At 71.2% G+C, this 25469-nt stretch carries 22 protein-coding genes and 2 pseudogenes; 8 read left to right on the plus strand and 16 right to left on the minus strand.

Annotation, left to right across the window (positions count from 1 at the left end):
* A partial coding sequence (locus STRTUCAR8_RS36930; RefSeq protein WP_006381500.1) for an Rv1733c family protein occupies window positions 1-355 on the plus strand: 355 nt, incomplete at its 5' end.
* 16 nt (window positions 356-371) lie between these two features.
* Here the strand turns inward: STRTUCAR8_RS36930 and STRTUCAR8_RS36935 are convergent.
* Entirely contained in the window at window positions 372-1730 is a 1359-nt protein-coding gene (locus tag STRTUCAR8_RS36935; protein WP_006381463.1) for an 8-oxoguanine deaminase, read from the minus strand.
* Between the two features lie 135 nt (window positions 1731-1865).
* Between STRTUCAR8_RS36935 and STRTUCAR8_RS36940 the strand changes: the two genes are divergently transcribed.
* The 3 genes from STRTUCAR8_RS36940 to STRTUCAR8_RS36950 all read left to right on the plus strand — a co-directional run bounded on the left by STRTUCAR8_RS36940 (window position 1866) and on the right by STRTUCAR8_RS36950 (window position 5128).
* Window positions 1866-2834, plus strand: coding sequence for an acetylxylan esterase (locus tag STRTUCAR8_RS36940; RefSeq protein ID WP_006381525.1), 969 nt, complete (start codon window positions 1866-1868; stop codon window positions 2832-2834).
* 131 nt (window positions 2835-2965) lie between these two features.
* Window positions 2966-4132: an EstA family serine hydrolase gene (locus STRTUCAR8_RS36945; RefSeq protein WP_006381512.1), complete on the plus strand. Its 1167-nt coding sequence runs from the start codon at window positions 2966-2968 to the stop codon at window positions 4130-4132.
* 174 nt (window positions 4133-4306) lie between these two features.
* Window positions 4307-5128, plus strand: a complete 822-nt coding sequence (locus STRTUCAR8_RS36950) for an alpha/beta fold hydrolase (RefSeq protein ID WP_006381513.1) — start codon at window positions 4307-4309, stop codon at window positions 5126-5128.
* Between the two features lie 4 nt (window positions 5129-5132).
* Here the strand turns inward: STRTUCAR8_RS36950 and STRTUCAR8_RS36955 are convergent, their stop codons facing one another.
* Window positions 5133-5894 carry a class I SAM-dependent methyltransferase gene (locus STRTUCAR8_RS36955; protein WP_006381442.1) on the minus strand — a complete coding sequence of 254 codons (762 nt, stop codon included), beginning with the start codon at window positions 5892-5894 and terminating at the stop codon, window positions 5133-5135.
* Between the two features lie 76 nt (window positions 5895-5970).
* Between STRTUCAR8_RS36955 and STRTUCAR8_RS36960 the strand changes: the two genes are divergently transcribed.
* The 4 genes and pseudogenes from STRTUCAR8_RS36960 to STRTUCAR8_RS55455 form a co-directional block, all read left to right on the plus strand.
* Entirely contained in the window at window positions 5971-6372 is a 402-nt protein-coding gene (locus STRTUCAR8_RS36960; RefSeq protein ID WP_006381545.1) for a nuclear transport factor 2 family protein, read from the plus strand.
* A 28-nt stretch (window positions 6373-6400) separates the two neighbouring features.
* On the plus strand, window positions 6401-7228 hold the full coding sequence (locus STRTUCAR8_RS36965; RefSeq protein ID WP_006381501.1) for a class I SAM-dependent methyltransferase: 828 nt from the start codon (window positions 6401-6403) through the stop codon (window positions 7226-7228).
* Between the two features lie 309 nt (window positions 7229-7537).
* The gene (gene rho, locus STRTUCAR8_RS36970) at window positions 7538-8683 is read left to right on the plus strand and encodes a transcription termination factor Rho (protein WP_006381459.1); all 1146 of its coding nucleotides are present in this window, start codon (window positions 7538-7540) and stop codon (window positions 8681-8683) included.
* A 368-nt stretch (window positions 8684-9051) separates the two neighbouring features.
* Window positions 9052-9723 (plus strand): annotated as a pseudogene (locus tag STRTUCAR8_RS55455) (D-alanyl-D-alanine carboxypeptidase family protein); the annotation flags it as partial.
* Window positions 9724-9758: 35 nt separating this feature from the next.
* On the opposite strand, the gene STRTUCAR8_RS55460 reads toward STRTUCAR8_RS55455, so the two are convergent.
* From STRTUCAR8_RS55460 to STRTUCAR8_RS37040, 14 genes and pseudogenes are all read right to left on the minus strand, one after another.
* Entirely contained in the window at window positions 9759-11153 is a 1395-nt protein-coding gene (locus tag STRTUCAR8_RS55460; protein ID WP_006381413.1) for a glycosyltransferase family 87 protein, read from the minus strand.
* Between the two features lie 14 nt (window positions 11154-11167).
* Window positions 11168-12577, minus strand: a complete 1410-nt coding sequence (mptB, locus tag STRTUCAR8_RS36980) for a polyprenol phosphomannose-dependent alpha 1,6 mannosyltransferase MptB (RefSeq protein ID WP_006381546.1) — start codon at window positions 12575-12577, stop codon at window positions 11168-11170.
* A gap of 181 nt (window positions 12578-12758) precedes the next feature.
* Window positions 12759-13714 (minus strand): annotated as a pseudogene (locus tag STRTUCAR8_RS36985) (glutaminase).
* A 59-nt stretch (window positions 13715-13773) separates the two neighbouring features.
* A complete protein-coding gene (gene aspA / locus STRTUCAR8_RS36990) occupies window positions 13774-15183 on the minus strand; it encodes an aspartate ammonia-lyase (RefSeq protein ID WP_006381520.1) in 1410 nt (469 codons plus the stop codon).
* Window positions 15184-15347: 164 nt separating this feature from the next.
* A complete protein-coding gene (locus STRTUCAR8_RS36995; protein ID WP_078507429.1) occupies window positions 15348-16355 on the minus strand; it encodes an asparaginase in 1008 nt (335 codons plus the stop codon).
* Window positions 16356-16405: 50 nt separating this feature from the next.
* Entirely contained in the window at window positions 16406-17905 is a 1500-nt protein-coding gene (locus STRTUCAR8_RS37000) for an amino acid permease (protein WP_006381503.1), read from the minus strand.
* Window positions 17902-18591, minus strand: a complete 690-nt coding sequence (locus STRTUCAR8_RS37005) for a FadR/GntR family transcriptional regulator (protein ID WP_044473530.1) — start codon at window positions 18589-18591, stop codon at window positions 17902-17904. The genes STRTUCAR8_RS37000 and STRTUCAR8_RS37005 overlap by 4 nt, the downstream gene beginning before the upstream one ends.
* A 131-nt stretch (window positions 18592-18722) precedes the next feature.
* Window positions 18723-19556 carry an undecaprenyl-diphosphate phosphatase gene (locus tag STRTUCAR8_RS37010; RefSeq protein ID WP_006381417.1) on the minus strand — a complete coding sequence of 278 codons (834 nt, stop codon included), beginning with the start codon at window positions 19554-19556 and terminating at the stop codon, window positions 18723-18725.
* Between the two features lie 81 nt (window positions 19557-19637).
* Entirely contained in the window at window positions 19638-19994 is a 357-nt protein-coding gene (crcB, locus tag STRTUCAR8_RS37015) for a fluoride efflux transporter CrcB (protein ID WP_006381517.1), read from the minus strand.
* A complete protein-coding gene (locus STRTUCAR8_RS37020) occupies window positions 19991-20374 on the minus strand; it encodes a DUF190 domain-containing protein (protein ID WP_006381431.1) in 384 nt (127 codons plus the stop codon). Before STRTUCAR8_RS37020 ends, crcB (STRTUCAR8_RS37015) begins: the two co-directional genes overlap by 4 nt.
* Window positions 20371-20829, minus strand: coding sequence for a fluoride efflux transporter CrcB (gene crcB, locus STRTUCAR8_RS37025; RefSeq protein WP_006381438.1), 459 nt, complete (start codon window positions 20827-20829; stop codon window positions 20371-20373). The genes STRTUCAR8_RS37020 and crcB (STRTUCAR8_RS37025) overlap by 4 nt, the downstream gene beginning before the upstream one ends.
* A gap of 313 nt (window positions 20830-21142) precedes the next feature.
* Window positions 21143-21430: a helix-turn-helix domain-containing protein gene (locus STRTUCAR8_RS37030; protein WP_006381538.1), complete on the minus strand. Its 288-nt coding sequence runs from the start codon at window positions 21428-21430 to the stop codon at window positions 21143-21145.
* 198 nt (window positions 21431-21628) lie between these two features.
* Entirely contained in the window at window positions 21629-23200 is a 1572-nt protein-coding gene (locus tag STRTUCAR8_RS37035; protein WP_006381489.1) for a glycosyl hydrolase 53 family protein, read from the minus strand.
* A 117-nt stretch (window positions 23201-23317) separates the two neighbouring features.
* Window positions 23318-25339 carry a beta-galactosidase gene (locus STRTUCAR8_RS37040; protein ID WP_006381565.1) on the minus strand — a complete coding sequence of 674 codons (2022 nt, stop codon included), beginning with the start codon at window positions 25337-25339 and terminating at the stop codon, window positions 23318-23320.
* Window positions 25340-25469: the final 130 nt, after the last annotated feature.

Consider the following 25469-nt stretch of genomic DNA (forward strand, 5'->3'; position numbering starts at 1 on the left):
CGGGGCTCCCCCTGCGCCGGCCGGCAGACAGTACCTGTACCGCGTGCGGGTGCTGTGGACGGAGCCCGGCGCGGGGGCGCGTACGGCGACGGCGCAGGTGCCGGCGGGAACCCGGCGCGGGGACGCCGTCGACCTGTGGCTCGACGCGCACGGGCGGGCCGTCGCACCGCCGCCCGGTGCCGCCGCGGTCCGGCAGTACACGGTGGCGGTCGGGATCTGGGCCTCGGGAGTCACCGCCGGACTCGTCCTCCTGGCCCGAACCGCCCTACACCGTACGGCCGTTCAGCGTCGGCTCGGGGAATGGGAGCGCGCCTGGGCGCGTACGGAACCGGAGTGGACGGGACGGCGGGCGTGACGGGCGGGGTGGGTCGTCACACCCTCTCCTGCATGCGGCGGGCGATCCGGCGGTGGTCGGTGAGTGCGTCCCGCAGGCCCGGCAGTACCGGTTCGCCCCGGTCGACCAGGACGCGCCCGGCGACGACCGTCGTCCACGCGCGGGCCGGTCCGCAGCGCAGCCACGCCTCCACGGGGTCGCTGAGCGCACCGGCGAGCGCGACCTCGTGCAGGTCCCAGACGACGAGGTCGGCGCAGGCGCCGGGGCGCAGCTGTCCGAGCTCGTCGTCGCGGCCCAGACAGCGCGCCGAGCCCCGGGTGGCGATGTCGAGGGCGTCGCGCACGGTCATCGCACCTGGGCCGCCCCGGTAGCGGCCGAGGAGGAGGGCGCCGCGTGTCTCCATCCAGAGCGAGGCGTGGTCGGTGGAGGCGGAGCCGTCGCAGCCGATACCGACGGGCAGCCCCAGTTCGCGCATCTCCTTCACACGGGCGGTGCCGCCTCCGATGAGCATGTTGGAGCTGGGACAGTGCGCGACCCCGACGCCCGCGGCGGCCAGGCGGCGCAGTTCGGCGTCGTTCGGATGGATGCAGTGCGCGACCCAGGTGCGGTCGCTCATCCATCCGGCCTCCTCGAAGTACTCGACGGGCCGGCAGCCGTAGGTCTCCAGGCAGTACGTGTCCTCGTCGCGGTCCTCCGCGAGGTGCGTGTGGAGGCGTACGTCGTACCGCTCGGCGAGTTCGGCGGTGGCCGTCATCAGCTCCCTGGTCACCGAGAAGGGTGAGCAGGGCGCGAGGGCGACCCGGATCAGCGCGCCGGGGCGCGGGTCGTGGTGGGTCCTGATGAGCCGCTCGCTGTCGGCGAGAACCTCGTCGTCGGTCTGTGTGACGCTCCGGGGCGGCAGACCGCCGTCCTCCACCGACCGGGTCATCGACCCGCGGGTGGCGTGGAAACGGAAGCCGATGTCACGGGCGGCGCGGATCTCGGCGTCGACGAGTCCGGGGCGCGGATGGACGTACAGATGGTCGGAGGAGGTGGTGCAGCCGCCCATGAGGAGTTCGGCCATGCCGACGTACGCCGAGACGTACGCCGCCTCCTCGTCGAGCGCGGCCCACAGCGGGTAGAGCGTGGTCAGCCAGTCGAAGAGGGTGCCGCCCACGGCCGGCGCGTAGGAGCGGGTGAGGTTCTGGTAGATGTGGTGGTGCGTGTTGATCAGGCCCGGGGTGACGAGCCGCCCGGCCGCCGACACGGTGGTCCGGGCCTCGGGCTCGGTCCCGGCGGTGCCGACGGCGGTGACGCGCCCGGCGTCGACAGCCACCCACCCGCCGGGAATCTCGTGCGCGCCGTCCACGACGAGCAGTTCGGCGTCCCTGACCAGCAGTTCCACAGCAGTCGGCATGGGCGTCATCGTAGGGGCGCGCGATCGTCGCGCGGGGCCTGTCCGGGCCGTGGAGGCCTGGCGGGTCGTCGGCCCTCCCACGTACGGTGTGATCATCCGCAAGCGCTTGCCACTACCTCATAAAGGCGGTCCTACATGGCCCAGTTCGACCTCCCCCTCGACGAACTGCGCGAGTACCGCAGCGCCTCCGCCGAGCCCGACGACTTCGACGCGTTCTGGTCCAAGACCCTGCAGGAGACCCGGGAACACGACTTGGACGCCCGTTTCGAGCCGGTGGAGACGGGACTGACCACGGTCGACGTGTACGACGTGACGTTCGCCGGATTCGGCGGCCACCCGGTGAAGGGCTGGCTGCGGGTGCCCGCCGGTGCGTCCGGGCCGCTGCCGGTGGTCGTGGAGTTCATCGGGTACGGCGGCGGGCGCGGCCTGCCGCACGAGAACCTGCTGTGGGCGTCCACCGGCCGCGCCCACTTCGCCATGGACACACGCGGTCAGGGCAGCGCGTGGGGCGGCGGTGGCGGTACGGCGGACCCGGTGGGCAACGCGCCCTCCTACCCCGGATTCATGACCCGGGGCATCGACGCTCCCGAGAACTACTACTACCGGCGGGTGTACACGGACGCGGTGCGCGCGGTGGAGGCGGCCCGCTCGCATCCCCTGGTCGACGCGGCGCGCACGGTGGCCCTAGGTTCGAGTCAGGGCGGCGGGATCACGATCGCGGTCGGCGGGCTGGTCCCGGACCTCGTCGCGGTCGCCCCGGACGTGCCGTTCCTGTGCGACTTCCCGCGTGCGGCGACTCTCACGGACCGTCACCCCTACCGCGAGATCGGCAGCTATCTCAAGACCCACCGGGGCCGCACCGCCGACGCGCTCAGCACGCTCGCCTACTTCGACGGCGTGCACTTCGCGGCACGTGGCCGGGCTCCGGCGCTCTTCTCGACGGCTCTGGAGGACCAGACCTGCCCGCCGTCCACGGTCTTCGCGGCCTTCAACGCCTGGGCGCACGACGACAAGCAGGTCGAGGTCTACGACTTCAACGACCACGAGGGCGGCGGCCCCTTCCAGGAGGCGACGAAGCTGAGCTGGCTGCGCTCGTACGCCTGACGGATCGGCCGGTTCCGTAAGAGGAACTGACCGATCCCTACACCTTCCGCGCGATCCGACCGGTCGGTATGTTCGACGGTGCCCGGGTCACAGCGTTGTGGCCCGGAGTTCCGGCGAACCGCGGAGGGCCCATGTCCGAGCTCGAGTCACACGTTCACGGCGACTGCGACGCACGCTTCGCGGCGGTGCGTACGGCGTTCGAGGAGAACTTCCGCGACCGCGGGGAGCTCGGCGCGGCGGTGAGCGTCACGGTCGGCGGCGAGACGGTGGTCGACCTGTGGGGCGGCTGGGCCGACGCGGGGCACACGCGTGCGTGGGAACGCGACACGCTCGTCAACGTGTGGTCGACGTCGAAGGGGCCGACGGCGCTGTGCGCGCACATCCTCGCCGACCGGGGGCTGCTCGACCTCGACGCCCCGGTGGCCGCGTACTGGCCGGAGTTCGCGGCGGCCGGCAAGGAGGGCGTGCTCGTACGGCATCTGCTGTCGCACCGCTCGGGCCTGTCCGGCCTGCGGGAGCCGCACTCGCTCGCCGACCTCTACGACTGGGAGCTGACGACCCGCCGACTGGCGGCGACCGAGCCCTGGTGGGAGCCGGGGACGGGGTCCGGATACCACGCGCTGACCTACGGCTTCCTGGTCGGCGAGGTGGTCCGCCGGGTGTCGGGGCTGCTGCCGGGCGCCTTCCTGGAGCGGGAGGTGACCGGGCCGCTGGGCATCGACTTCCGCCTCGGACTGCCGGAGAAGGAGGCCGGGCGGGCCGCCGAGCTGGTGCCGCCACCGGCCGCCTCGCCCAGTGAACAGGCCGCGCTCTTCGCCCAGTTGACGCCCGTCACGATCGCCGCCGTGGCCAACCCGGTCACGGGGGCCGCCGAGGCGAACAGCCCCGAGTGGCGGGCCGCCGAGATACCGGCGGCCAACGGCCACGGCACGGCGCGCGCGATCGCCGCGCTGTACGGCGTGTTCGCGGGCCAGGGCTCGTACGGCGGGCAGCGCGTCCTCTCCGCCGAGACGGTCGAGCGGGTGCGCGAGGGCCAGGGCAGCTGCCGCGACCTGGTGCTCGGCGCGGGTTTCGACTACGAGACGGAGATCGGGCTCGGCCTGTGGCTGAGCGGCGACCACGGCTGGTACGGGCCCAACCGGAGGGCGTACGGCCATGACGGCTTCGGTGGTTCCTGCGGGCTGGCCGACCCGGATGCCGGCGTGTCCTTGGGGTACGTCATGAACCGCATGGGTCCGCATATCGTGAACGACCCACGCAAGATGGCGCTGATCGACGCCCTGTACAGCGCACTGTGACCCAGGTAAGGACCAATGGACGGCAATGAGTCGTACAGGGTGCATGGCAGGTGTAGTCAGATGACAGATTCCCTGTCGGCCGGGGGCGCATAGCGTCGGGGTAAGACCTCGGGCGGCGCACAGCGGATCGTGCGACTGTCCGACTACGTCCTACTTTCCGAGAGGCACACCTCCATGAGTACGTTCACCACGTCCGACGGCACCGAGATCTTCTTCAAGGACTGGGGCACGGGCCAGCCGGTGGTGTTCAGCCACGGCTGGCCGCTGAACGCGGACACCTGGGACGGTCAGTCCCGTCTCGTCGCCGAGCACGGCTTCCGGGCCATCGCGCACGACCGGCGCGGGCACGGCCGTTCCGCGCAGCCGTGGCAGGGCAACCACATGGACCAGTACGCGGACGACCTGGCCGAACTGATCGAGTCGCTCGACCTCGACAACGTTATCCTCGTCGGTCACTCGACCGGCGGCGGCGAGGTGACCCGCTACATCGGCCGGCACGGGACGGCACGGGTCGCCAAGGTCGTGCTGCTGGGCGCGGTGCCGCCGCTGATGCTGCAGACCGAGGCCAACCCCGAGGGCACGCCCCTCGATGCCTTCGACGGTATCCGGGCGGGTGTCGAGGCGGACCGTTCGCAGTTCTACTGGGACCTCAGCGAGGCCTTCTTCGGCTTCAACCGGCCGGACGCGACCCCGTCCGAGGGCATGCGCCGCGCGTTCTGGATGTGGAGCATGCAGGTCGGCCTCAAGGCGGCCTACGACTGCGTCAAGCAGTTCTCGGAGTCCGACTTCACCGAGGACCTGGGCCGCATCGACGTACCGACGCTGATCGCGCACGGCGCCGACGACCAGATCGTGCCGATCGCCGCTTCGGCGGAGAAGACGGCTCAGCTGGTCAAGGACTCGACACTGAAGGTCTACCCGGGTGCCCCGCACGGCCTGGTGGGCGAGTTCGAGAAGGCGTTCAACGCCGACCTGCTGGCGTTCATCAAGAGCTGACCGCTCACCCGGCGGGTGTCCGCGTCGCCACCACCATCCGGCAGCGCGGACTGCCGTCGGGCCGCTGTCCGAACTCTGGCAGGGCACGGGTCTCCACGTCGAAGCCGGCGCGCGTCAACTCCCGCCGTACGTCGGACAGTCGGAAGTCCCGGTAGTACATGACGAACGCCGGCTTCCACACGGCGTTGCGCACCTTCATCACCGCGTCGAAGCCGAGCAGCGCCCAGTAGGCGCGCGTTCCCGGGCGGGGCGGGGCCCCGACGGGGAACGCGAAGCGCCCGCCCGGCCGCAGTACGGAGTGGACCTGGGCGAACAGCCCCGGCAACTCGTCCGGCAGGAAGTGCCCGAACGCCCCGAAGCTGACGACCAGATCGAAGGCGGAGGCGACGGAAGGGACTGAGCCGAAAGGCAGGGCCCGGGCGTCGCCGCGAACCAGGGCGACACGTGGGCCGCCGGCGCGCCCGCCCTCCCCCACCCGGCGCCGGGCCACCTCCAACATGCCCGCGCTGATGTCGATTCCTGTGACGCTCTCCCCGCACACCCGGTCCAGCACCTCCAGACCGGCGCCCGTACCGCAGCACAGGTCGAGGCCGTCGTCGAAGGGCCCGAGGGTGCCGAGCGCCGACGCCACCGCCTCGAGGATCGGGGCCGAGGTGCGGAACGGGGTGTGGTCGAACTTCGGTGCGAGCAGGTCGTAGCCGTGCTCGACGGACGACAGCGCCTGCACGGCGAGTTCGCGGAGTGTGGGGCCTTCGGGGCTGAACATCGGCTCAGCTTAAGGCGAGCGCGCGGGTAGGCCTCATGGACGCCCGCTCGCACGGTTCACCCTTTAGGGTGAACGAATGCGCGCATTTCGTGAGGCAGCAGAGGCCGGGGATCTCGACGCCGTCGAGAAGCTGCTGGCGGAGAACGTCGTGTTCACCAGTCCGGTCGCGTTCCGGCCCTACCCGGGGAAGGCGATCACCGCGGCCATCCTGCGCGGGGTGTCCAGGGTTTTCGAGGACTTCCGGTACGAGCGGGAGATCGGCGCGCCCGAGAGTCGCGACCAGGCGCTGGTGTTCACGGCGCGGGTGGGCGGGCGCGAGATCCAGGGCTGCGACTTCCTGCACCTCGACGAGGACGGTCTGATCGACGAACTGACCGTCATGGTGCGTCCGCTGTCGGCCGCGCAGGAGCTGTCGGCGGCCATGGGCGCCCAGTTCGAGCGCATCGCGCGGGAGGCGCAGGCCGCCGGGCCCGCCTGAGCGGCGGTGTTTTGATTGGATGACCCCCGTGACCACCGACGAGCACGCGCGCATGATGCGGGCCAACGAGGCCAACTGGGACGCCCGTACCCCCGTCCATCTCGCCAGCCGTTTCTACGGCCTGGGCGAGAACCCCGACCCCTCGCGCTGGTTCGCCTCCTGGGAGTGGGCGGACCTCGGCGAACTCGCCGGCCGCGATGTGCTCCACCTCCAGTGCCACCTCGGCACGGAGACCCTCGCCTTCGCCGAGCGCGGGGCGCGGGCCGTCGGCCTCGACTTCTCCGAGGCGTCGGTGACCGCGGCGCGCGGCATCGCGGCGAAGGCGGACCTCGACGTGACGTACGTACGGGCGAACGTCTACGACGCCGTGGAGGCACTGGAGCAGCGGCGGTTCGACGTCGTGTACACCGGGAAGGGCGCCCTGTGCTATCTGCCCGACCTGGACCGCTGGGCGGAGGTGATCGTCCAACTTTTGCGCCCCGGCGGCCTGTTGTACATCGCGGAGTTCCATCCGCTGCTCAACTCGCTGAGCCCCAAGCCCTCTTCGGACGACACCGGTGAACTCCTTCTGCGGCATGACTACTTGGGCGCGCGGGGAGCCGTGCACCGGGACGCGACGTTCACGTACACCGACGGGCCGGCCGTGACCGGGGCCACCGAGAGCTTCGAGTGGCCGCATGGAATGGACGAGGTCGTCAACGCGTTGATCGGGGCGGGACTGACCATCCGGCGGCTGCGCGAGAGCGACGAACTGCCCTGGCCCCGCTGGCCCCGTATGGAACGTACGGCGTCGGGCTGGTGGCGGTTGCCCGAGCCGCGCATCCCACTCCTCTACGGGCTCCTCGCGAGCCGTTGAGTCGCGACTCACAGCCGTTCTCGCGCATGGCGTGGTACCGTACTGACAGCACTTGTGTACGCCCCTTCTCGGGCGCCGGTGCTGTTCAACCTCAGTTCGCTGACCCGCCCGTCGGTGTCCGACCGGCGCATCAGCTCCTCCCAGTACCACCTCACCAGCGGCGACGTGTTTCTGCCGTACCCGAGGTGTCGCTGTCTTCCGCCGCCCGCGGCGCGCCCGGCGCGCCCAGTTCTCGCGGCCCTCCCCTTGCTCTGTCTTCCGCGTGCCTCATGCGGCATGCGTCTCCGTCCGTGAAAGGACTCTCCGACCATGACCACCACACTCGAACACCCCCCGGTAGAACAACTGCCCCCGGCCCGGATCGCGACCGGTGTCCTCGACATCGACGGCAACGGGAAGGGGTATCTGCGGGCAGCCGACAGCTGCCTGCCCGCACCCACCGACCTCCAGGTCTCCCCGGCGCTGATCCGCCGTCACGGCCTGCGCAAGGGCGACCTCGTCGTCGGCGCACAAGGCACCCAGCGCGCGCTGACCGAGATCGGGCTGGTCAACGGCCGTACGCCCGACGAGCTGCGCGGCCGCCCCCACTTCCGCGACCTCACCCCGCTCCACCCCCGCGACCGGCTCCGCCTCGAACACCCGGCGGCCGGACTCACCGGGCGCGTCACCGACCTGATCGCACCCGTCGGCAAGGGCCAGCGCGGGCTGATCGTGGCCCCGCCCAAGACCGGCAAGACCGTGCTGCTTCAGCAGATCGCGGCGGCCGTCGCCGGCAACCACCCCGAGTGCCGCCTGATGGTGGTGCTGCTCGACGAACGGCCCGAGGAGGTGACCGACATGCGGCGCTCCGTGCGCGGCGAGGTGTACGCCTCGACCTTCGACAAGGCGCCCAAGCAGCACATCGCGCTCGCCGAACTCGTCATCGAGCGGGCCAAGCGGCTCGTAGAGGCGGGCGAGGACGTCGTCATCCTCCTGGACTCCCTCACCCGGCTGTGCAGGGCCCACAACAACGCGGCGGCCTCCGGTGGCCGCACCCTCAGCGGCGGGGTCGACGCCGCCGCGCTGCTCGGGCCGAAGCGGCTGTTCGGCGCCGCGCGCCTGGCCGAGGAGGGCGGTTCGCTCACGATCCTCGCCACGGCCCTGGTGGAGACCGGCTCACGCGCCGACGACTACTTCTTCGAGGAGCTGAAGAGCACCGGCAACATGGAGCTCCGACTGAGCCGCGAGCTGGCCTCCCGGCGCGTCTACCCGGCCGTCGACATCAACCCGTCGGGCACCCGCCGCGAGGAACTCCTGCTGCCCCCGGCCGAGTTGACGACCGTACAGGGACTGCGGCGGGCCCTGCAGACACGGGACGGCCAGACAAACCTGGAGACCCTCCTCGACCGGCTTCGCGGCACGCCCGACAACGCGACCTTCCTGCGGCGGATCCAGCCGACGCTGCCCTCCGGCTGACCCGGCCCGGCGGGTGCCCATGGGCTCCCGCGTGTGGCATCCGGGTGTTCGGGCCCGCTCCTCGGCCACGGCACCACGGCATACGGCGCACCCATTCCTACGTTTGCGATATGACCATCGGATTCTCTGCTCGTAATGCCGGGTCCTCGTCGTCCTCGTCGGCGGCATCCCGGATCGCCGCCTCCTGCTGTGCTCTGTGCGTGACGGGCGTGCTCGCGCTCGCGCCCGTCCCGGCAGCCGCCCGCACCGGCGGCGCCCCGGTCACGCCGACGCCTGAGCCGACGACAGCGGCGGCGGACGCACGGCTGCTGTACCGGTCCGGCACCCACGCCCGGCTCCGCCCCGGGGCGCCCCGCCTCCCCCGGGACATGTCCGCGCTGTCGTGGCTGGTGGCCGACGCCTCCACCGGTGAGGTCCTCGCCGCGCGCAACGCGCACCGCGACCTGCCGCCGGCCAGCACGCTCAAGACGCTCTTCGCCCTCACCGTGCTCCCCACGCTGCCCGCGGGCCTCCGGCACAAGGTCACCGAGGCCGACCTGGAGGGCATCGGCGCCGGCAGCAGTCTGGTCGGGGTCGCGGCCGGGCGTACGTACCGGGTCTCCGACCTGTGGCGAGGTGTGTTCCTCAACTCCGGGAACGACGCCGTGCACGTCCTGGCCGCCCTGAGCGGCGGCTGGCGCGACACCGCCGTCCGGATGCAGGCCAAGGCCCGCGCCCTGGGCGCCCGCGACACCCATGTGCGCTCGCCCGACGGCTACGACACGCCCGGGCAGGTGTCGTCGGCGTACGACCTCGCGGTGTTCGGGCGGGCCGGGCTGCGCAACGCGGACTTCGCCGCGTACTGCGGCACGGCCTACGCGAAGTTCCCCGGCGGGGGCGGCTGGTCGTACGAGATCCAGAACACCAACCGGCTGCTGACCGGCGCCAACGGCGTCGAGCGGTACCGGGGGGTGATCGGCGTCAAGAACGGCTACACCAGCAAGGCCGGCAACACGCTGGTCGCCGCCGCACGCCGGGGCGGACGCACCCTGGTCGTCACCGTGATGAACCCTCAGGAGGGCGACGGCTACGCCGTCTACGAGGAGGCCCGTTCGCTGCTCGACTGGGGCTTCGGGGCCGCCGGACGCGTCGATCCCGTCGGTTCACTGGACGCCGCACGGCCCGTGTCGCAGCCGGGACCGCAGGCGCCGGTGCAGGTGCGGATGCCGGCGGGGGGCCCGGTGCAGGCACCCGCCGCCGCCACCGTGACGTCCGACAGCGGGCCGGGCTGGCCGGAGACCTGGACGATCCTGGGCGCGGCCGTGCTCGGTGCCGGCGCGGTGTCGCTCGTACTGCGCGTCGCGGGCCCGAAGGGGCCCTGACCGGCAGCGTCCACCGGCAGCCACAGCAGCAACCCGAGCGTGACCCAGACGTACGCGCTGCCGCCCACGAAGCCGTCGACGCCGGACGCGTCGTCGAACCACAGCCACACCACGCTCGTACACAGCACCGCGTACAGCGCGCCCGCCACGCGCGCGTGACCGGTGCGCAGCAGGACGGCGAACGACGGGAGCAGCCAGACGAGATGGTGCACCCAGGTGATCGGGCTGACCAGACAGGCGGTCAGCCCGGTGAGCGCGAAAGCGCCCCACCAGTCCCCCACCGCGACGGCCCGCCGCGCCCGCCAGGCCCAGAAACCGAGGACGGCCACGACCACCACCAGCCAGACGGCACGGCTGGGTTCGCCCGGTACGGCCAGCCGTGCCAGCACACCCTGGAGGGACTGGTTCGACACGTACGCCAGCTGCCCGATGCGCCGGGTGTCCCACAGTGCCTCGCTCCAGTAGTAGCGCGAGGCGTCCGGCGCCACCCACACCGCGAGCGCGGTGGCCGCACCCGTGACGGCCGTCGCGACCCCGGCGGCCCGCCGTCGCCCGGCGAGCAGCAGCAGGCCGATGAAGAGGGCGGGCGTCAGCTTGACGGCGGCGGCGAGCCCGATCCCGATGCCCGCCCATCGGGGCCGTCCGGTCGTCAGCAGCCAGGCGTCGGTGAGGACCAGGGCCAGCAGTACGAGGTTCACCTGGCCGAAGCTGACGGTGTCCCGCACGGGCTCGAACAGCGCCAGGGCGCAGCCGGTCAGGGCCCAGCCGTAGCGTCGCAGCACCGGTCCGGCGGCCATCCACACCACCGCGCCGAGCGCCACCAGGTTGAGCAGCAGTGCGGCGGTGATCGCGCCGCGCAGCCCGAGGAGCGCCATCGGCAGCATGCTGACGGCCGCGAACGGCGGATACGTGAAGCCGTACGCCGTGCCCGGCACCCGGTAGTCGTAGATCCGGCCGCCGTGGTGGACCCAGGTGTCGACGGTTCCGTAGTAGACGCGCAGGTCGAACCAGCCGCGCAGCAGCGGCACGGTCGCCGTGAACACGGTCACGGCGACCGCGAGGGCGAGCACCAGGAGGAGCCGCTCCCGGTCGGTGCGGGGCAGTCGCACAGGGCGCACAGGACTCATACGGTGCTCTCCCGCAGGGGTGCGTGGGCCGCCTGGTGGGCCTGCCAGAGGACGACGAGGGCCAGCGCGCCGCCGGAGACGGCCAGGACCAGTTCCTCGGTCCCGGCGGGCGCGCCGCTCGGCAGTGCCAGGAGCGCGACGACTCCGGTGACGGCGGCGAGGCGGTGGCGTATCGCCGGACTGGTGCTGGGCGCGGCGGCGGCGATGAGGAACAGGGCCCACAGGGCGTACCAGGGCCGGATCGCCGGGCCGAGGACGACCACGACGGCGAGGCTGAGGCCGAGTGCGTAGAGCGGGCTGAGACGTGGGCGGCGCAGCCAGATGAAGGCGATGGTGAGGACGGTGACCGCGATCCCGAGGAGGTGCCAGGCCGGGACGGCGAGCGGTGCCAGATCGCTGCCGATCTCCGTGAGTCCGGCGGCCGTGGCGCGGCCGAGGAGGCTGGTGAGGGCCCAGTTCTCGGGTGACACCGGGGATTTCAGGGCGCCTATCCAGCCGTAGCCGGTGCCGGCCAGCGCGGTGACGGCGACGGTGGTCGCGGCTGCCGCGACCGCCGTGGTGAGCACCGCCCGCACCGGGCCGCGACCCGCGCGGATCTGGAGCGCCACGACAGCGGCGAGGCCGAGGACCGCGGGTGCCTTGACGAGGGCGGCGAGCGTCACGAGTACGGCGCCCAGGATCGGCCACCGGCCCAGCGCCGCCACCAGGCCGACGCCGAGCAGCCCGAGCATGATCGCGTCGTTGTGGGCGCCGGCCACCAGGTGCAGCAGGACCAGCGGGTTGAGGGCGCCGAGCCAGAGCGCGGCGGCCGGGTCGGCGCCGCTGTGCCGGGCGAGGCGGGGCAGGGCCGCCGCCATCAGCGCCACGCCGAGCAGCGCGACCAGGCGCATGCCGAAGAGACCGGCGGGGAGCTCGCCCCGGGTCAGTCCGGAAAGCCCGGACGCCACGGCGAGGAACAGCGGGCCGTAGGGGGCGCCGGTCTGCTGCCACACGGGGGCGACCTCGGCGGCGAGCGGGCCGCCGAGCAGGGCGGGGCCGTGCGTGTACACGTCCATGTGCGCGTCGACCATCGCGCCCTGGGCGAGGTAGCTGTAGACGTCGCGGCTGAAGAGGGGCGGGGCGAGGAGGAGCGGGGCCGCCCAGACGGCGAGTACGAGCATCAGGGAACGTACGGTGGGCGGGTTCGCGCTGCGGACCAGTCTGCCGAGCAGGGTCCAGGCGGCGATCAGGAGGACGACGCCGAAGTAGACGCCGACCAGGCCCAGTGCGGCGCGGGCGGTGGAGGGTGCGATGAGTTCTCGTACGGGGAGGGCGCCGGCGCCCTCGCCTCCGAGCGCGAGGCATACGGTGCCGATGAGGCCTACGGCCTGGCAGCGGGGGAGGTTTGTCGCGGGAGCCTTGAGCACGTGGGCAGCGTGGCAAGGGTGGGTGGACGGGGGGCTACGGGGTGCCTTCCTGGCGGGGGCCTGTTTGTTACCGGTGGGTGGTCGGCTGCCGGCCGGTGGGGGCTGGTCGCGCAGTTCCCCGCGCCCCTACGGGGGCGCCCCCCAACAGGGGGTTGAGGCGTCCCGTCAGGACACGCGCGGCTCAGAAGACCGACACTCCCGTCAGTGTCGTGAAGCGGTCCAAGGCTGCTACGCCTGCTACCGAGTTGCCTCTCTCGTCCAGACCGGGGCTCCATACGCACAGCGTGCAGCGGCCGGGGACGACGGCGATGATGCCGCCGCCGACTCCGCTCTTGCCGGGGAGGCCCACCCGGTAGGCGAATTCGCCTGCCGCGTCGTAGGTGCCGCAGGTCAGCATGATGGCGTTGATCTGTTTGGCCTGGCTGCGGGTCAGGAGGCGGGTGCCGTCGGCTCGGACGCCGTGCCGGGCCAGGAAGCCGGTGGCGAGGGCGAGGTCGGCGCAGACGCCTCGACGGAGCACTGGCGGAAGTACTGGTCCAGCAGGTCAGGGACCGGGTTGTCGATGTTGCCGTACGACGCCATGAAGTGGGCGAGGGCGGCGTTGCGGTGGCCGCGTCCGGCCTCGGAGGCGGCCACCTCCTTGTCGAAGGTGAGGCCGGGGTTGCCGGACTCCGTGCGCAGGAAGTCGAGGAGCGCTCCGGCCGCGTCGCCGGTACGGGTGTGCAGGCGGTCGGTGACGACGAGGGCGCCCGCGTTGATGAACGGGTTGCGCGGGATGCCGTTCTCGTACTCCAGCTGGATCAGGGAGTTGAAGGGGTTGCCGGACGGCTCGCGGCCGACGTGCTCCCAGAGTTCGTCGCCCTCGCGGGCCAGGTCGAGGGCGAGCGTGAACACCTTGGTGACGGACTGCGCGGAGAACGGCTGCCGCCAGTCCCCCACCCCGTAGACGGTGCCGTCGAGTTCGGCGACGGCCATGCCGAAGCTGCGCGGGTCGCGGGCGGCGAGCGCCGGGATGTAGTCGGCGGGGCGCCCTCGGCCGGGGGTGCGGCCGATCTCTTCGGCGATGCGTTCCAGGACCGGTTGGAAGGTCGGGGGCGGCGGTGAGGACGAGGGTGCGGGCGACGGAGCTGATGCCATGATCGCCATTCTCCTTCCGGGCCGGTCCTGGTGCGCGTTCGTGTCTGCCGGCAGTGGACTTACGTTGCCGAGCCGTTGCCCGCGAGGATCTCGGGGCGGAGCAGGTCAGCGAGTCGCTCGGCGGGCAACAGGCCTTTCTCCAGGACGAGTTCGGCGACGCCCCGCCCGCTGACGAGGGCCTCCTTGGCGATGTCGGTTGCGGCCGTGTACCCGATGTAGGGGTTGAGGGCGGTGACCAGGCCGATGGAGTTCTCCACACTCGCGCGCAGCGCCTCGGTGTTGGCGGTGATGCCGTCGACGCAGCGCTCGGCGAGGGTGAGGCAGGCGGCGCGCAGGTGGGTGATGGACTCCGAGAGGGAGTGCAGGATGATCGGCTCGAAGGCGTTGAGCTGGAGCTGTCCGGCCTCGGCGGCCATGGTGATGGTGACGTCGTTGCCGATCACCTCGAAGGCGACCTGGTTGACGACCTCCGGGATCACCGGGTTGACCTTGCCGGGCATGATCGACGAACCGGCCTGCACCGGCGGCAGGTTGATCTCGCCGAGCCCGGCGCGCGGCCCGGAGGACAGCAGGCGCAGGTCGTTGCAGCTCTTGGAGAGCTTGACGGCGACCCGCTTGAGGACGCCGGACATCTGGACGAACGCCCCGCAGTCCTGGGTGGCTTCGACCAGGTTGGTGGCCGTGACGAGGGGCAGGCCGGTGATCGCGGAGAGGTGGCGGCGGGCCGACTCGGCATATCCGGCGGGGGCGTTGAGGCCCGTACCGATGGCGGTGGCGCCGAGGTTGATCTCGTGGATCAGCAGGACCGCCTCCGCGAGCCGGCTGCGGTCCTCCTCGATCATCACCGCGTACGCGGAGAACTCCTGCCCGAGCGTCATCGGCACCGCGTCCTGGAGCTGTGTACGCCCCATCTTCAGCACGTCGTGGAACTCGACCGCCTTGCGGGCGAAGGAGTCCTGGAGCACGGCCATCGCCTTGAGCAGTTCCCGCACCGCGAAGACGGTCGCGACCTTGACGGCGGTCGGGTAGACGTCGTTGGTGGACTGGCCGAGGTTGACGTCCTCGTTGGGGTGCAGGTACTCGTACCGGCCCCTGTCGTGGCCCAGCAGTTCCAGCGCCCGGTTCGCGACGACCTCGTTGGCGTTCATGTTCGTCGACGTGCCGGCCCCGCCCTGGATCACGTCCACCACGAACTGGTCGTGCAGCCCGCCACCGCGGATCTCCCGGCACGCCTCGACTATCGCGGCGGCCTTCTTCGGGTCGAGGAGGCCGAGTTCCTCGTTGGCGAGGGCCGCGGCCTCCTTGACGGCGGCGAGGGCGTCGATGAGGTGCGGGTAGGCGGAGATGGCCATGCCGGTGATGGGGAAGTTCTCCGTGGCGCGCAGGGTGTGGACACCCCAGTACGCCTCGGCGGGAACGTCACGGTCGCCGAGCAGGTCGTGTTCGCTGCGAGTGGCTGCGCCGGTCATGACTGGGTGGGCCTTCTTTCGTGACGGGGGCTGACAATTCGGCCGGCCGGCATGTGAGGACGAGGCCCCTTCAGGGCCGACAGCGGGGGTCTGGGGGCGCGGCCCCCAGGAACGGGATGGGACGGGTAAGGGCGGCGGGGGCGATGAAGTCCGTGCGGATATCCCTACCGCCGCGGTACCGGATCGAGCGCGCGGGCCGGCCGGACCCGCCCGACCTCCCGGCCGCCGCCCAGCAGCGCCTCGCCCTCGAACTCGGTGAGCAGCTCCGGGTCCACGCCGGCGCGGCCGAGTGCCGCCGCCGTGACGGGGACGCGGGCCCGGTTCGCGCCGTCGGCGATCTTCACCGCGACGGCCCGGCCGTCCGGGAGGGCGGCGACCTGGACGCCCTCGAAGCCGTCCTTGCTGAGCAGCCCGGGCACGGCCCGCATCAGCGCGGCCACGTCCCGGCCCGAGCCGGAGGCCATCTCGGCGTGGTCGCGTATCGCGTCGGCGACCAGGGCCTCCGGGGTGTCCGGGGCGGCGGTCGTGATCCGGGCGGCGGCGCGGGCCAGGCCGTGCAGGGAGATGGAGAAGAGGGGTGCGCCGCAGCCGTCGACGGTCACCTGGGCGATGCGCTGCCCGGTGAGATCCTCGACGATCTCGGCGATCGCCTGCTGGAGGGGGTGGCCGGGGTCGAGGTAGCTGTCGAGGGGCCAGCCGTTGAGCTCGCAGGTGTAGAGCATGGCCGCGTGCTTGCCGGAGCAGTTCTGGGCGAGGCGGGAGGGCAGGCGGCCCTCGCGAATCCAGACGTCGCGGACGACCGGGTCGAACGGCAGGTCCGGCACGTTGCGCAGGTCGCCCTCGGAGAGGCCGGCCAGCTCCAGGATGCGGCGGGAGCCGGCCAGGTGGCGTTCCTCGCCGGAGTGGCTGGCGGCGGCCAGGGCGAGCAGCTCGCCGTCGAGGGGCAGGCCGGCCCTGAGCATGGCCACCGCCTGGACGGGCTTCAGGGCGGAGCGCGGATAGAAGGCCGCCTCGATGTCGCCGATCTGCAGCTCCACCTGGCCGTCGGGTCCGAGGACGACGACGGAACCGTAGTGGACGCCCTCGACGACCCCGCCGCGCACGAGGTGTGCGACGGGCGAGTGGAGGGGTTCGCGGATCGCGGGAGCGTCCGCGAGTGAACTGCTGTTCATGGCTGCGTGTACTGCTTCCTGTATCACTTCGTCCTGCATCACTGCGTGGTTCACGCGTCGGCTCCGGCCGACCCGGTGGAGTCGGGGGACCCGGAGGCCGCGGGCGCTTCGGCGGCCTTGCGGGCCACCTGGGCACGGACGCCGTACCAGCCCGCGACCAGGACCCCGGCGATCAGCGGGAGACACAGCACGGTGGTGCGGCCGGCGCCGCCGTCGGCGTACATCAGGACGAGGACGGAGACGAGGAAGGCCAGCGTCACGAGTTCGGTCCACGGGGAGCCGGGGAGGCGGTAGCTCGGGCGGGTCAGCTCACCGTTCTCGGTCTTCCGCCAGAACACCAGGTGGCAGACCATGATCATGCCCCAGGTGGCGAGGATGCCGATCGCGGCGAAGTTCAGCACGATCTCGAACGCGTCGGCCGGGACGACGAAGTTGAGGCCGACGCCGAGGACGCAGAAGCCGCTGGTGAGCAGGATGCCGCCGTAGGGGACCTGGCTGCGGCTCATGTTGCCGGTGAACTTCGGCGCGGAGCCGGACATCGCCATCGAGCGCAGGATGCGGCCGGTCGAGTACAGGCCCGAGTTGAGGGACGACATGGCCGCCGTGAGGACGACCAGGTTCATCACGCCGCCGGCCGCCGGGATACCGATGTTGGACAGGACGGTCACGAAGGGGCTCTCGGCCGACGTGTACTTGTTCCACGGCAGCAGCATCGCGAGGAGGACGACCGAGCCGACGTAGAAGAGGCCGACCCGCCACATGATCGAGTTGATCGCCTTCGGCATGATCTTCTCGGGGTTCTCGGTCTCGCCCGCCGCGACACCGACGAGTTCGACGGACGCGTAGGCGAAGACGACGCCCTGGATGATCAGCAGCATGGGCAGCAGGCCGTTGGGGAAGACGCCGCCGTTGTCGGTGATCAGGGACAGGCCGGGGGTGGTGCCGTCGACCTTGTGCTGGGTGGCCAGCAGGTAGATGCCGATCAGCATGAAGACGACGAGGGCGCTGACCTTGATGATGGCGAACCAGAACTCCAGTTCGCCGAACATTCGCACAGAGATCAGGTTCACCGTGAGGACGACCGCCAGGGCGATCAGCGCGATCACCCACTGCGGGATGTCGGAGAACATGCCCCAGTAGTGGGTGTAGAGGGCCACCGCGGTGATGTCGGCGATACCGGTGGTGGCCCAGTTCAGGAAGTACATCCAGCCCGCGGTGTACGCGCCCTTCTCACCCAGGAACTCACGGGCGTACGACACGAACGCGCCGGACGAGGGCCGGTACAGGACGAGTTCACCCAGCGCCCGGACGACGAGGAAGGCGAAGACGCCGCAGACCGCGTAGGCGATGAAGAGCGACGGGCCGGCGTCGGCCAGCCGGCCGCCGGCGCCGAGGAACAGGCCGGTGCCGATGGCTCCGCCGATGGCGATCATGTTGACGTGCCGGGACTTCAGCGACTTGCTGTAGCCCGCGTCACCGGCGTCCACGTGCACGGCCTTCTTCTGCGCCGTGCCGTTCGCCGGTCCGTCCTGGAGGGATTGCTCGCTCACGCCTCGGGTCCGCCTTCCGGGGATGGTTCTGTGGGGGTGTCCGTGTGCGCGGCGCGCACGATGTCGGTGAGGGTCGTCGAGACCCGGTCGAGGTGGTGGGACATGGCCGCCACCGCGTCGTCCTCGCTGCGGTCGATCAAGGCCTCGACGATCGCCCGGTGTTCGCGGTTGGACTGCTCGCGCCGGCCGCCCAGTTCGTTCAGGAACGCCGACTGCCGGGCCAGCGCGTCCCGGATCTCCTCGATCACCCGGCGGAACACCGGGTTCTGGGCGGCCTGGGCCACAGCCAGATGGAAGAGGGTGTCCATGGCGACCCACGCGGTGGTGTCGGTCTCGTGCTCCATGCGCTCCAGCAGGTGCGCGAGGTGGTCGAGGTCCTCGGGCGTCCGTCGCAGGGCCGCGTAACCGGCGACCGGGATCTCGACGTGGCGGCGGACTTCGAGGAGGTCGCTCGCCGCGTAGTCGCCGAAGGTGGGGTCCTCGACGGTACTGGACACGACGAAAGTGCCCTTGCCGGTCTTGGAGACGGTCAGGCCCATGGTCTGCAGGGCCCTCAGAGCCTCCCGCAGCACGGGCCGGCTCACCTCCAGTCGGCGGCACAGTTCGGCCTCGGAAGGGAGCTTGTCCCCCACCGCGTAGTCTCCGCGCTCGATGGCGCTGCGCAGATGACCGAGGACCGCTTCCATAGCGCTGACGCGCCGCGGCACCGAGCCACCTGTCTGGCTGTCTGACAGGTTCACGGAGGTGATCCTGCGGGTGACGGGAGGGGCCTGTCAAGGGTGGGAGCCCGGGGGCCGGTCCCCCACCCGGCGCCGGCTCAGTTCAGTACACCCGCGCCCAGCAGCCCGAACAGCGCGAGGCCCACGACGATCCGGTAGATCACGAAGGCGTTGAAGGAGTGCTTGGCGACGAACTTCAGCAGCCAGGCGATGGAGCCGTAGGCGACCACGAAGGACACCACCGTCCCGACGGCCAGCGGCGCGACCCCCACGCCCGCGCCCAGGGCGTCCTTCAGCTCGTAGAGCCCGGCGCCGGTCAGCGCGGGGATGCCGAGGAAGAAGGAGAGGCGGGTGGCGGCGACCCGGTCGAGGTCGAGGATCAGCGCCGTCGACATGGTGGCGCCGGAGCGGGAGAAGCCGGGGAAGAGGAGGGCGAGGATCTGTGAACTGCCCACCAGCATCGCGTCCTTGAACGACGTGTCGTCCTCACCGCGCTTGTGCCGGCCCATCTGGTCCGCGGCCCACATCACCCCGCTCCCGACGATCAGCGAGGCGGCGACGACCCACAGCGAGGCCAGCGGGCCCTCGATCAGCGGCTTGGCGGCGAGACCCACGACGACGATCGGGATGGTGGCGTAGATGACCCACCAGGCGAACTTGTAGTCGTGGTGGTAACGCTCGTCGCGGTTCTTCAGGCCCCTCCCCCAGGCGGAGACGATCCGGACGATGTCCTTGAAGAAGTACACGAACACGGCGGCGATCGCGCCGACCTGGATGACGGCCGAGAACCCGACGACGGCGTCGTCGTCGACGGGGATGTTCATCAGCCCCTCGGTGATCTTCAGATGGCCGGTGGAGGAGACCGGCAGGAACTCGGTCACCCCCTCGACGGCTCCCAGAATGACGGCCTGACCGATGGAGATGGCGCTCATGGAATCCAGTTCTGCTGGGGAGGGACGGGCAGCGGCGGGGTCAGTCCTACTACACGCCGACAAGTCCCGGACGCCCCACGTCTACAGCGCGCCACCCACCCACACGCCCGCGAAAGCCGCGCCCAGGCCGGCCAGCACGCTCACCATGACGTTGGCGGCGGCGAGGAGGCCTGCTCCGTCCTCGGCCAACCGCAGCGTCTCGTAGGAGAAGGTCGAGTACGTGGTCAGCGCCCCGCACAGGCCCGTACCCAGGAGCAGCTGGAGGTTCGGGCCCGGGGCGGCGCCGGTGAGCAGGCCGAGGATCAGGCAGCCGGTGACGTTGACGGCGAAGGTGCCCCAGGGGAGGACGGTGTCGTGGCGGGACTGCACCACCCTGTCGGTGAGGTAGCGGAGGGGCGCGCCGACCATTCCGCCGGCTATCACGAGCAGCCACTTCACAACGACTTCTTACCCTTCTCGTCCGCTTCGCCCGGTTTGCCATCTGGTCGACCTACATACCGGATGACCTCGCAGTCGTCGAGGATGACCAGTCCCTCGGTGACGAGTTCGTCGATCTGCGGCAGGAAGGACCGTACGTGTTCCTCGGTGTCGACGATGACGATCGCGACCGGCAGGTCCTCGCTGAGGGAGAGCAGGCGCGAGGTGTGGATGAGGGAAGAGGCGCCGAAGCCCTCGATGCCGCGGAAGACGCTCGCACCCGCGAGGCCGGCCGCTCGGGCGCGGTGGACGATCTCCGAGTAGAGCGGTTTGTGGTGCCAGGTGTCGTGCTCGCCGATGAGGACGGTCAGGCGCAGGGCGCTGCCGGTCGGTCTGGTCATCGTCGCCTCCGCTTCAGGACCCGGCGGGTCGCGGTCGCCGCGAGTGTCACGGCGGTGAGGGCCGCGAGCAGGGTCGCGGCGAGGTAGACGAGCCCGGTGCCGGGGTGGCCGTGGTCGACCAGTTTCCGGATGTCGACGGCGTACGTCGAGAAGGTGGTGAAGCCGCCGAGCACTCCGGTGCCGAAGAAGGGGCGTACGAGGCGGTGGGCGGCCCAGGTCTCCGTGATGACGACCATGAACACGCCGATCACGGCGCAGCCGACGACGTTGATCCAGAAGGTGGTCCAGGGGAATCCGCCGGTCTGCGCGGGCCAGGCCAGCGAGGCCGCGTAGCGGGCACTGGCGCCGATCGCGCCGCCGATCGCGACCACCGCGACGACGGGTGCCTGACCGTGCAGGACGGAAGGGCGGGGCGGGACGGCGACGGTCCCGGTCCGGAGGTCGGGGGTTGTCATGGCCGTACGTCTCCTACTCGCCGGCGCCCGGCCGTGCGGGCGCGCTCGTGTGAGCAAGTAGGGACCGTTGGCGGCGACGCTGCCGCGGTTCGGGTACGGCGGGCCCCACCGCCGCGCCGCGAGCGGGAATCGCGGCCGGTCAACAGGGTAACGCCGGGTACGTGCGGGCCGCACCCGGGTCAGAGGGGCGGCGGAGCATCCCGAAAGGGGCGCGGGGCTGTGGCGATCGGCGGCTCCGCCGCGGGGCGCGACCGGCCTCCGACAGCGCGCCGACCGCTCCACCCGCCCGGCCGACTGCGGGCGCCCTCGACGTTTACCAGCCCTTCTCGAACATCCGCGCCACCTCGGCGATGCGCACCTCGTCGGGGCGGTAGAAGGTCCGCCAGCGGATCCTCTTCGTCCGGACCATGCCGATGCCCGCGAGCAGACCCAGGTGGGTGTGGGCGACGGAGCGGCGGACGCCGAGTTTCGCGGCGACGGCGGCGGCCGTGACTCCGTCCTCGACGGGGTCACCGTGCCGTTGGGGCGGGAAGTGCGCGGACGGGTCCTTCAGCCACTCCAGGATCTCCAGGCGTTGCCCGCCTCCCGGTCTCTTCAGCATCGCGCCTCCTCGAGCACTCACCGCGTGCCGTGCCTCCCAATGTCCCGCAGTCGGGGCCACCGCGTCCGGGGCTTCGCACCTCTTGGCCGAGGTCGAACCCTTTCCATCGCGTACGTGCGTTCGAGTAAGCCCTTGCAGCCCAACAAGCAGGGGCCCGGCCGCCCCCCTCAGGCGGCCGAACCCCCGGTCACTCGTGGCTCAACGGTGGCTGAACCACGTCATCGCGGGAAGCGCCTTGTCGTCGTAGCCGAACAGGGCCTGGTTCTCCCAGCCGTTGCCCGAGGACGAGTCAGTCGGGTCCCAGCCGTTGCCGGTGACCGCGGTCCAGGTCGCCTCCCAGTAGAAGACGCCGAGTCCCCGTCCGTTCGGAACAGCCTCCACGATGTTCAAAATGTCACGGAACCAGGCCGACTGACCCGCCGTGGACGCCGCATACCCGGAGACGAGCTCACCAGTCGTGTCGATGATGTTCTCGTGCGAGTCCTCGCTGTCGAGCCGGAAGGGGTAAGCCGTCTCGGCGACGAACACCGGCTTGCCGTAGCGGGAGGCCGCGTCGTCCAGGGTGGTCTGGAAGTCGGACAGCGAACCGTGCCAGTAGCCGTAGTAGGAAAGGCCGATGGCGTCGAACTTCACGCCGTTGGACACCGCGCTGTCGAACCACCAGCGGGTGCCCGCCAGGTCGCCGCCCTTGGCCAGGTGCAGCGCCACGGTCGTGCCGGAGTTGACCGCCTTGACCGCGTTGTAGCCGGAGTTGAGCAGGCCGGCGAGCTGCGACCAGTTGTCGGTCGAGCCCTCGGACCACAGCATGCCGCCGTTGATCTCGTTGCCGACCTGGACCATGTCGGCGGTGGTGCCCTGGGACTTGAGGGCGCCCAGCACGTCGTACGTGTGGTTGTAGACGTCCGCCTTCAGCTGGCTGTACGAGTGTCCGGCCCACGCGGACGGCTTGCTCTGGGCGCCCGGGTCGGCCCAGGTGTCCGAGTAGTGGAAATCGACCAGCAGCTTCATGCCCTGCGCCTTGATGCGCTTGGCGAGGGCGAGCACGCGTGCCTTGTTGTTGTAGCCGTCGGCCGGGTTGACCCAGACCTTGACCCGCGCGTAGTTCATGCCGGAGTTCTTGAGGACGGTGAGGGCGTCCGTCGTGGTCCCGGAGCTGGTCTTGTAAGTGCCGCCCAGCGCCTCGCTCTTGGGGAGGGAGGAGATGTCGGCGCCCTTGACGGACAGCCCGCCCGTGCCGGAGGCGAAGGTCAGGTCGTCGACGTTGATCCAGTTGCCCGCGTTGGCGTCGGAGTTGACGCTGATCGTGCACTGGTTGTTCGTCACCGCGATCGGCACGACGATCCGGATCCACCCGCTGGCGGAGACGGGCAGGTCGGTGCGCTGCTCGGCGCTGCCGCAGTTCTTCAGCGCTATGTAGGCCGACTTCTGGCCGCCGCCCGAGCGCACCCACGCGGTGAGCTTGTAGTTGCCGTTGGTCAGCCCGGACAGGTACTGGTAGGTCTCCACCTTGTAGGCGGAGGCGGAGTAGTGGGACAGGCGGTAACTGCCGCCGTGGCCACCGGACTCCACGTACGAGGCGCCCGTGTCGCCGTACTCCGACCAGCCGTTGGGGACGGCGGCACCCGAACCGTCGGCCTCGAAGCCGCCGTTGGTGAGGGTGCTGGCCGCCTGCGCCGACGTGGCGGGCAGGGCGGTGAGGGCGAGGCCCGCGGCGAGCGGAAGCAGCAGGGCCCTGAGTGCGCGCCTGTGTGTGCGTCTGGGATGGAACATCGTCGTCCGTCGTCCCTTCGACGTGATGGGGTTGGGGGGTGTCCCTCCCGAGGGGAAGGAGGGAGCCCCTCCGCCCGCGGCTCTCGTGGCACGCACGGGCGGAGGGGAACTTGCGGCTCAGCCGTCGAGTCGTACGACCCGGACGGCTCCGGCGGGCAGCGCGAGGCGGCCCGCGGCTCGTTCGCCCGTGAGCAGTTCGGTGCCGGGCGCCTCCAGGGGCACCTTGGCGTCCGACGCGGTGTGGTTGACGGCGAACAGGTAGGTGCCCGACTCGCCGGTGCGGCGGACGAGTTCGACGTCGTGCGGGAGGTCGGCGCGGGGCGCGATGTCGGCGTCCTCGGTGGCCCAGCCGAGCAGGGCGTCCAGGCCGTGCGCGTCGAGGCGGGTCGACACGTACCAGGCGGTGCCCTCGCCGAGGCGGTGGCGGGTGACGGCCGGGTGGTCGGCGGTGAGTCCGTCGGCGTACGTCCACACGGTCTCGGCGCCGCGCGGGACGACGAACTCCGTCCACACGTCGCCGGTCAGCTCGGAGCCGTCGGGGCCGGTGATGCGTACCGCGTCGCCCTGGAGCAGCGGTGAGAACTCCTCGACGGTCAGGCCTAGTACGTCGCGCAGGGGGCCCGGGTAGGGGCCCTCGTGGACGGCGTCGTGCTCGTCGACGATGCCGGAGAAGTAGGAGACGACGAGGGTGCCGCCGTTCTCGACGTACTCCCTGAGGTTGTTCCCGGCGGCCTCCGTCATCAGGTACAGGGCGGGTACGACGACAAGGGGATAGGCCGACAAGTCGGCTTCCGGGTGGGCGAAGTCGACCGTGAGGTGGCGGTCGTAGAGGGCCTCGTAGAAGGCGTCGGCGCGCTCGCGCGGGTCGTGGTCCTCGCTGGGGCGCCACTGGAGGTTCTGCGCCCACCAGGAGTGCCAGTCCCACAGGACGGCGACGTCCGCGACCGTGCGGGTGGCGCGGATCGAGGCCAACGAGTCGAGGGACGCCCCGAGTTCGACGACCTCGCGCCAGACACGGGTCTCCGTGCCGCCGTGCGGGAGCATCGCCGAGTGGAACTTCTCGGCGCCGCGCCGGGACTGGCGCCACTGGAAGAACATCGCGCCCTCGGAGCCCCGGGCCACGTGGGCGAGGGAGTTGCGGGCCATCTGGCCCGGTGCCTTCGCGGGGTTGCGGGCCTGCCAGTTGACGCCCGAGGTGGAGTGCTCCAGCAGGATCCAGGGGGCGCCGCCGCCGACGGAGCGGGTGAGGTCGGCGGCCATCGCCAGGTTGACGTGGGTGCGGCGGCCGTCGGTGATCAGGTAGTGGTCGTTGGTGACGATGTCGACCTCGCGGCCCCAGGCCCAGTAGTCGACGGAGTCGCACTGGCTGAGCGCGGTCATGAAGTTCGTGGTGACCGGGATGCCGGGCGCGAGACGGTGCAGGATGTCCCGCTCCATCACGAAGTTCTCGCGCATGGTGGCGTCGGCGAACCGCTTGTAGTCGAGTGCCTGGCCCGGGTTGCCGACCGTGGGCGCCGCGCGCGGCGGGTTGATCTGCTCGAAGGCGGTGTAGCGCTGGCCCCAGAAGGCCGTCCCCCAGGCCTCGTTGACCCCGTCGGCGGTCTCGTACGCCGTCTGCAGCCAGCGGCGGAAGTGGGCGGCGCAGGAGTCGCAGTAGCAGGCCGAGACGGGGACGCCGTACTCGTTGTGCACGTGCCACATGGCGAGCGCGGGGTGGGCGCCGAAGCGCTCGGCGAGCTTCGTGGTGATGTTCGCGGCGGCGGCGCGGTAGTCGGCGTTGCTGTGGCAGATCGCGGCGCGGGAGCCGAACTCGTAGCGCACGCCCTCGGGCGTGACCGGCAGCGCGTCCGGGTGCTCGCGGTAGAACCAGGCCGGCGGGGCCACGGTGGGGGTGCCGAGGTCGGCGCGGATGCCGTTCTCGTGGAGGAGGTCGAGCAGGCGGCTCAGCCAGCCGAAGTCGTACACCCCGGGCGCGGTCTCCAGCAGGGCCCACGAGAAAATCCCGACGCTGACCATGGTGACACCGGCCTCGCGCATCAGCCGGACGTCTTCCTGCCAGACGCTTTCCGGCCACTGCTCGGGGTTGTAGTCACCGCCGAAGGCAAGCCTGGTGAGGCCCGTGGGGGTGGTCTCCGGCATGGAATGTCTCCCGATCGGTCAGTCGCTTTGGAACGTATCTTGGGAACGTGCACACACAGCGGTTGGCGGCGCGTGGCCTAGATAACCGCATGGCAACAACCATTGACAAGTGTCCAGTGTGTTTCTCTAC

Source organism: Streptomyces turgidiscabies Car8, from assembly GCF_000331005.1.
Taxonomy (GTDB): Bacteria; Actinomycetota; Actinomycetes; order Streptomycetales; family Streptomycetaceae; genus Streptomyces; species Streptomyces turgidiscabies.

Coding starts and splice junctions, on each gene's coding strand:
- STRTUCAR8_RS36935 (WP_006381463.1), bottom strand. CDS start 1,730: ATGCCGACTGCTGTGGAACTGCTGGTCAGGGACGCCGAACTGCTCGTC.
- STRTUCAR8_RS36940 (WP_006381525.1), top strand. CDS start 1,866: ATGGCCCAGTTCGACCTCCCCCTCGACGAACTGCGCGAGTACCGCAGC.
- STRTUCAR8_RS36945 (WP_006381512.1), top strand. CDS start 2,966: ATGTCCGAGCTCGAGTCACACGTTCACGGCGACTGCGACGCACGCTTC.
- STRTUCAR8_RS36950 (WP_006381513.1), top strand. CDS start 4,307: ATGAGTACGTTCACCACGTCCGACGGCACCGAGATCTTCTTCAAGGAC.
- STRTUCAR8_RS36955 (WP_006381442.1), bottom strand. CDS start 5,894: ATGTTCAGCCCCGAAGGCCCCACACTCCGCGAACTCGCCGTGCAGGCG.
- STRTUCAR8_RS36960 (WP_006381545.1), top strand. CDS start 5,971: ATGCGCGCATTTCGTGAGGCAGCAGAGGCCGGGGATCTCGACGCCGTC.
- rho (WP_006381459.1), top strand. CDS start 7,538: ATGACCACCACACTCGAACACCCCCCGGTAGAACAACTGCCCCCGGCC.
- aspA (WP_006381520.1), bottom strand. CDS start 15,183: ATGACCGGCGCAGCCACTCGCAGCGAACACGACCTGCTCGGCGACCGT.
- STRTUCAR8_RS36995 (WP_078507429.1), bottom strand. CDS start 16,355: ATGAACAGCAGTTCACTCGCGGACGCTCCCGCGATCCGCGAACCCCTC.
- STRTUCAR8_RS37005 (WP_044473530.1), bottom strand. CDS start 18,591: ATGGAAGCGGTCCTCGGTCATCTGCGCAGCGCCATCGAGCGCGGAGAC.
- STRTUCAR8_RS37010 (WP_006381417.1), bottom strand. CDS start 19,556: ATGAGCGCCATCTCCATCGGTCAGGCCGTCATTCTGGGAGCCGTCGAG.
- STRTUCAR8_RS37020 (WP_006381431.1), bottom strand. CDS start 20,374: ATGACCAGACCGACCGGCAGCGCCCTGCGCCTGACCGTCCTCATCGGC.
- crcB (WP_006381438.1), bottom strand. CDS start 20,829: ATGACAACCCCCGACCTCCGGACCGGGACCGTCGCCGTCCCGCCCCGC.
- STRTUCAR8_RS37030 (WP_006381538.1), bottom strand. CDS start 21,430: ATGCTGAAGAGACCGGGAGGCGGGCAACGCCTGGAGATCCTGGAGTGG.
- STRTUCAR8_RS37035 (WP_006381489.1), bottom strand. CDS start 23,200: ATGTTCCATCCCAGACGCACACACAGGCGCGCACTCAGGGCCCTGCTG.
- STRTUCAR8_RS37040 (WP_006381565.1), bottom strand. CDS start 25,339: ATGCCGGAGACCACCCCCACGGGCCTCACCAGGCTTGCCTTCGGCGGT.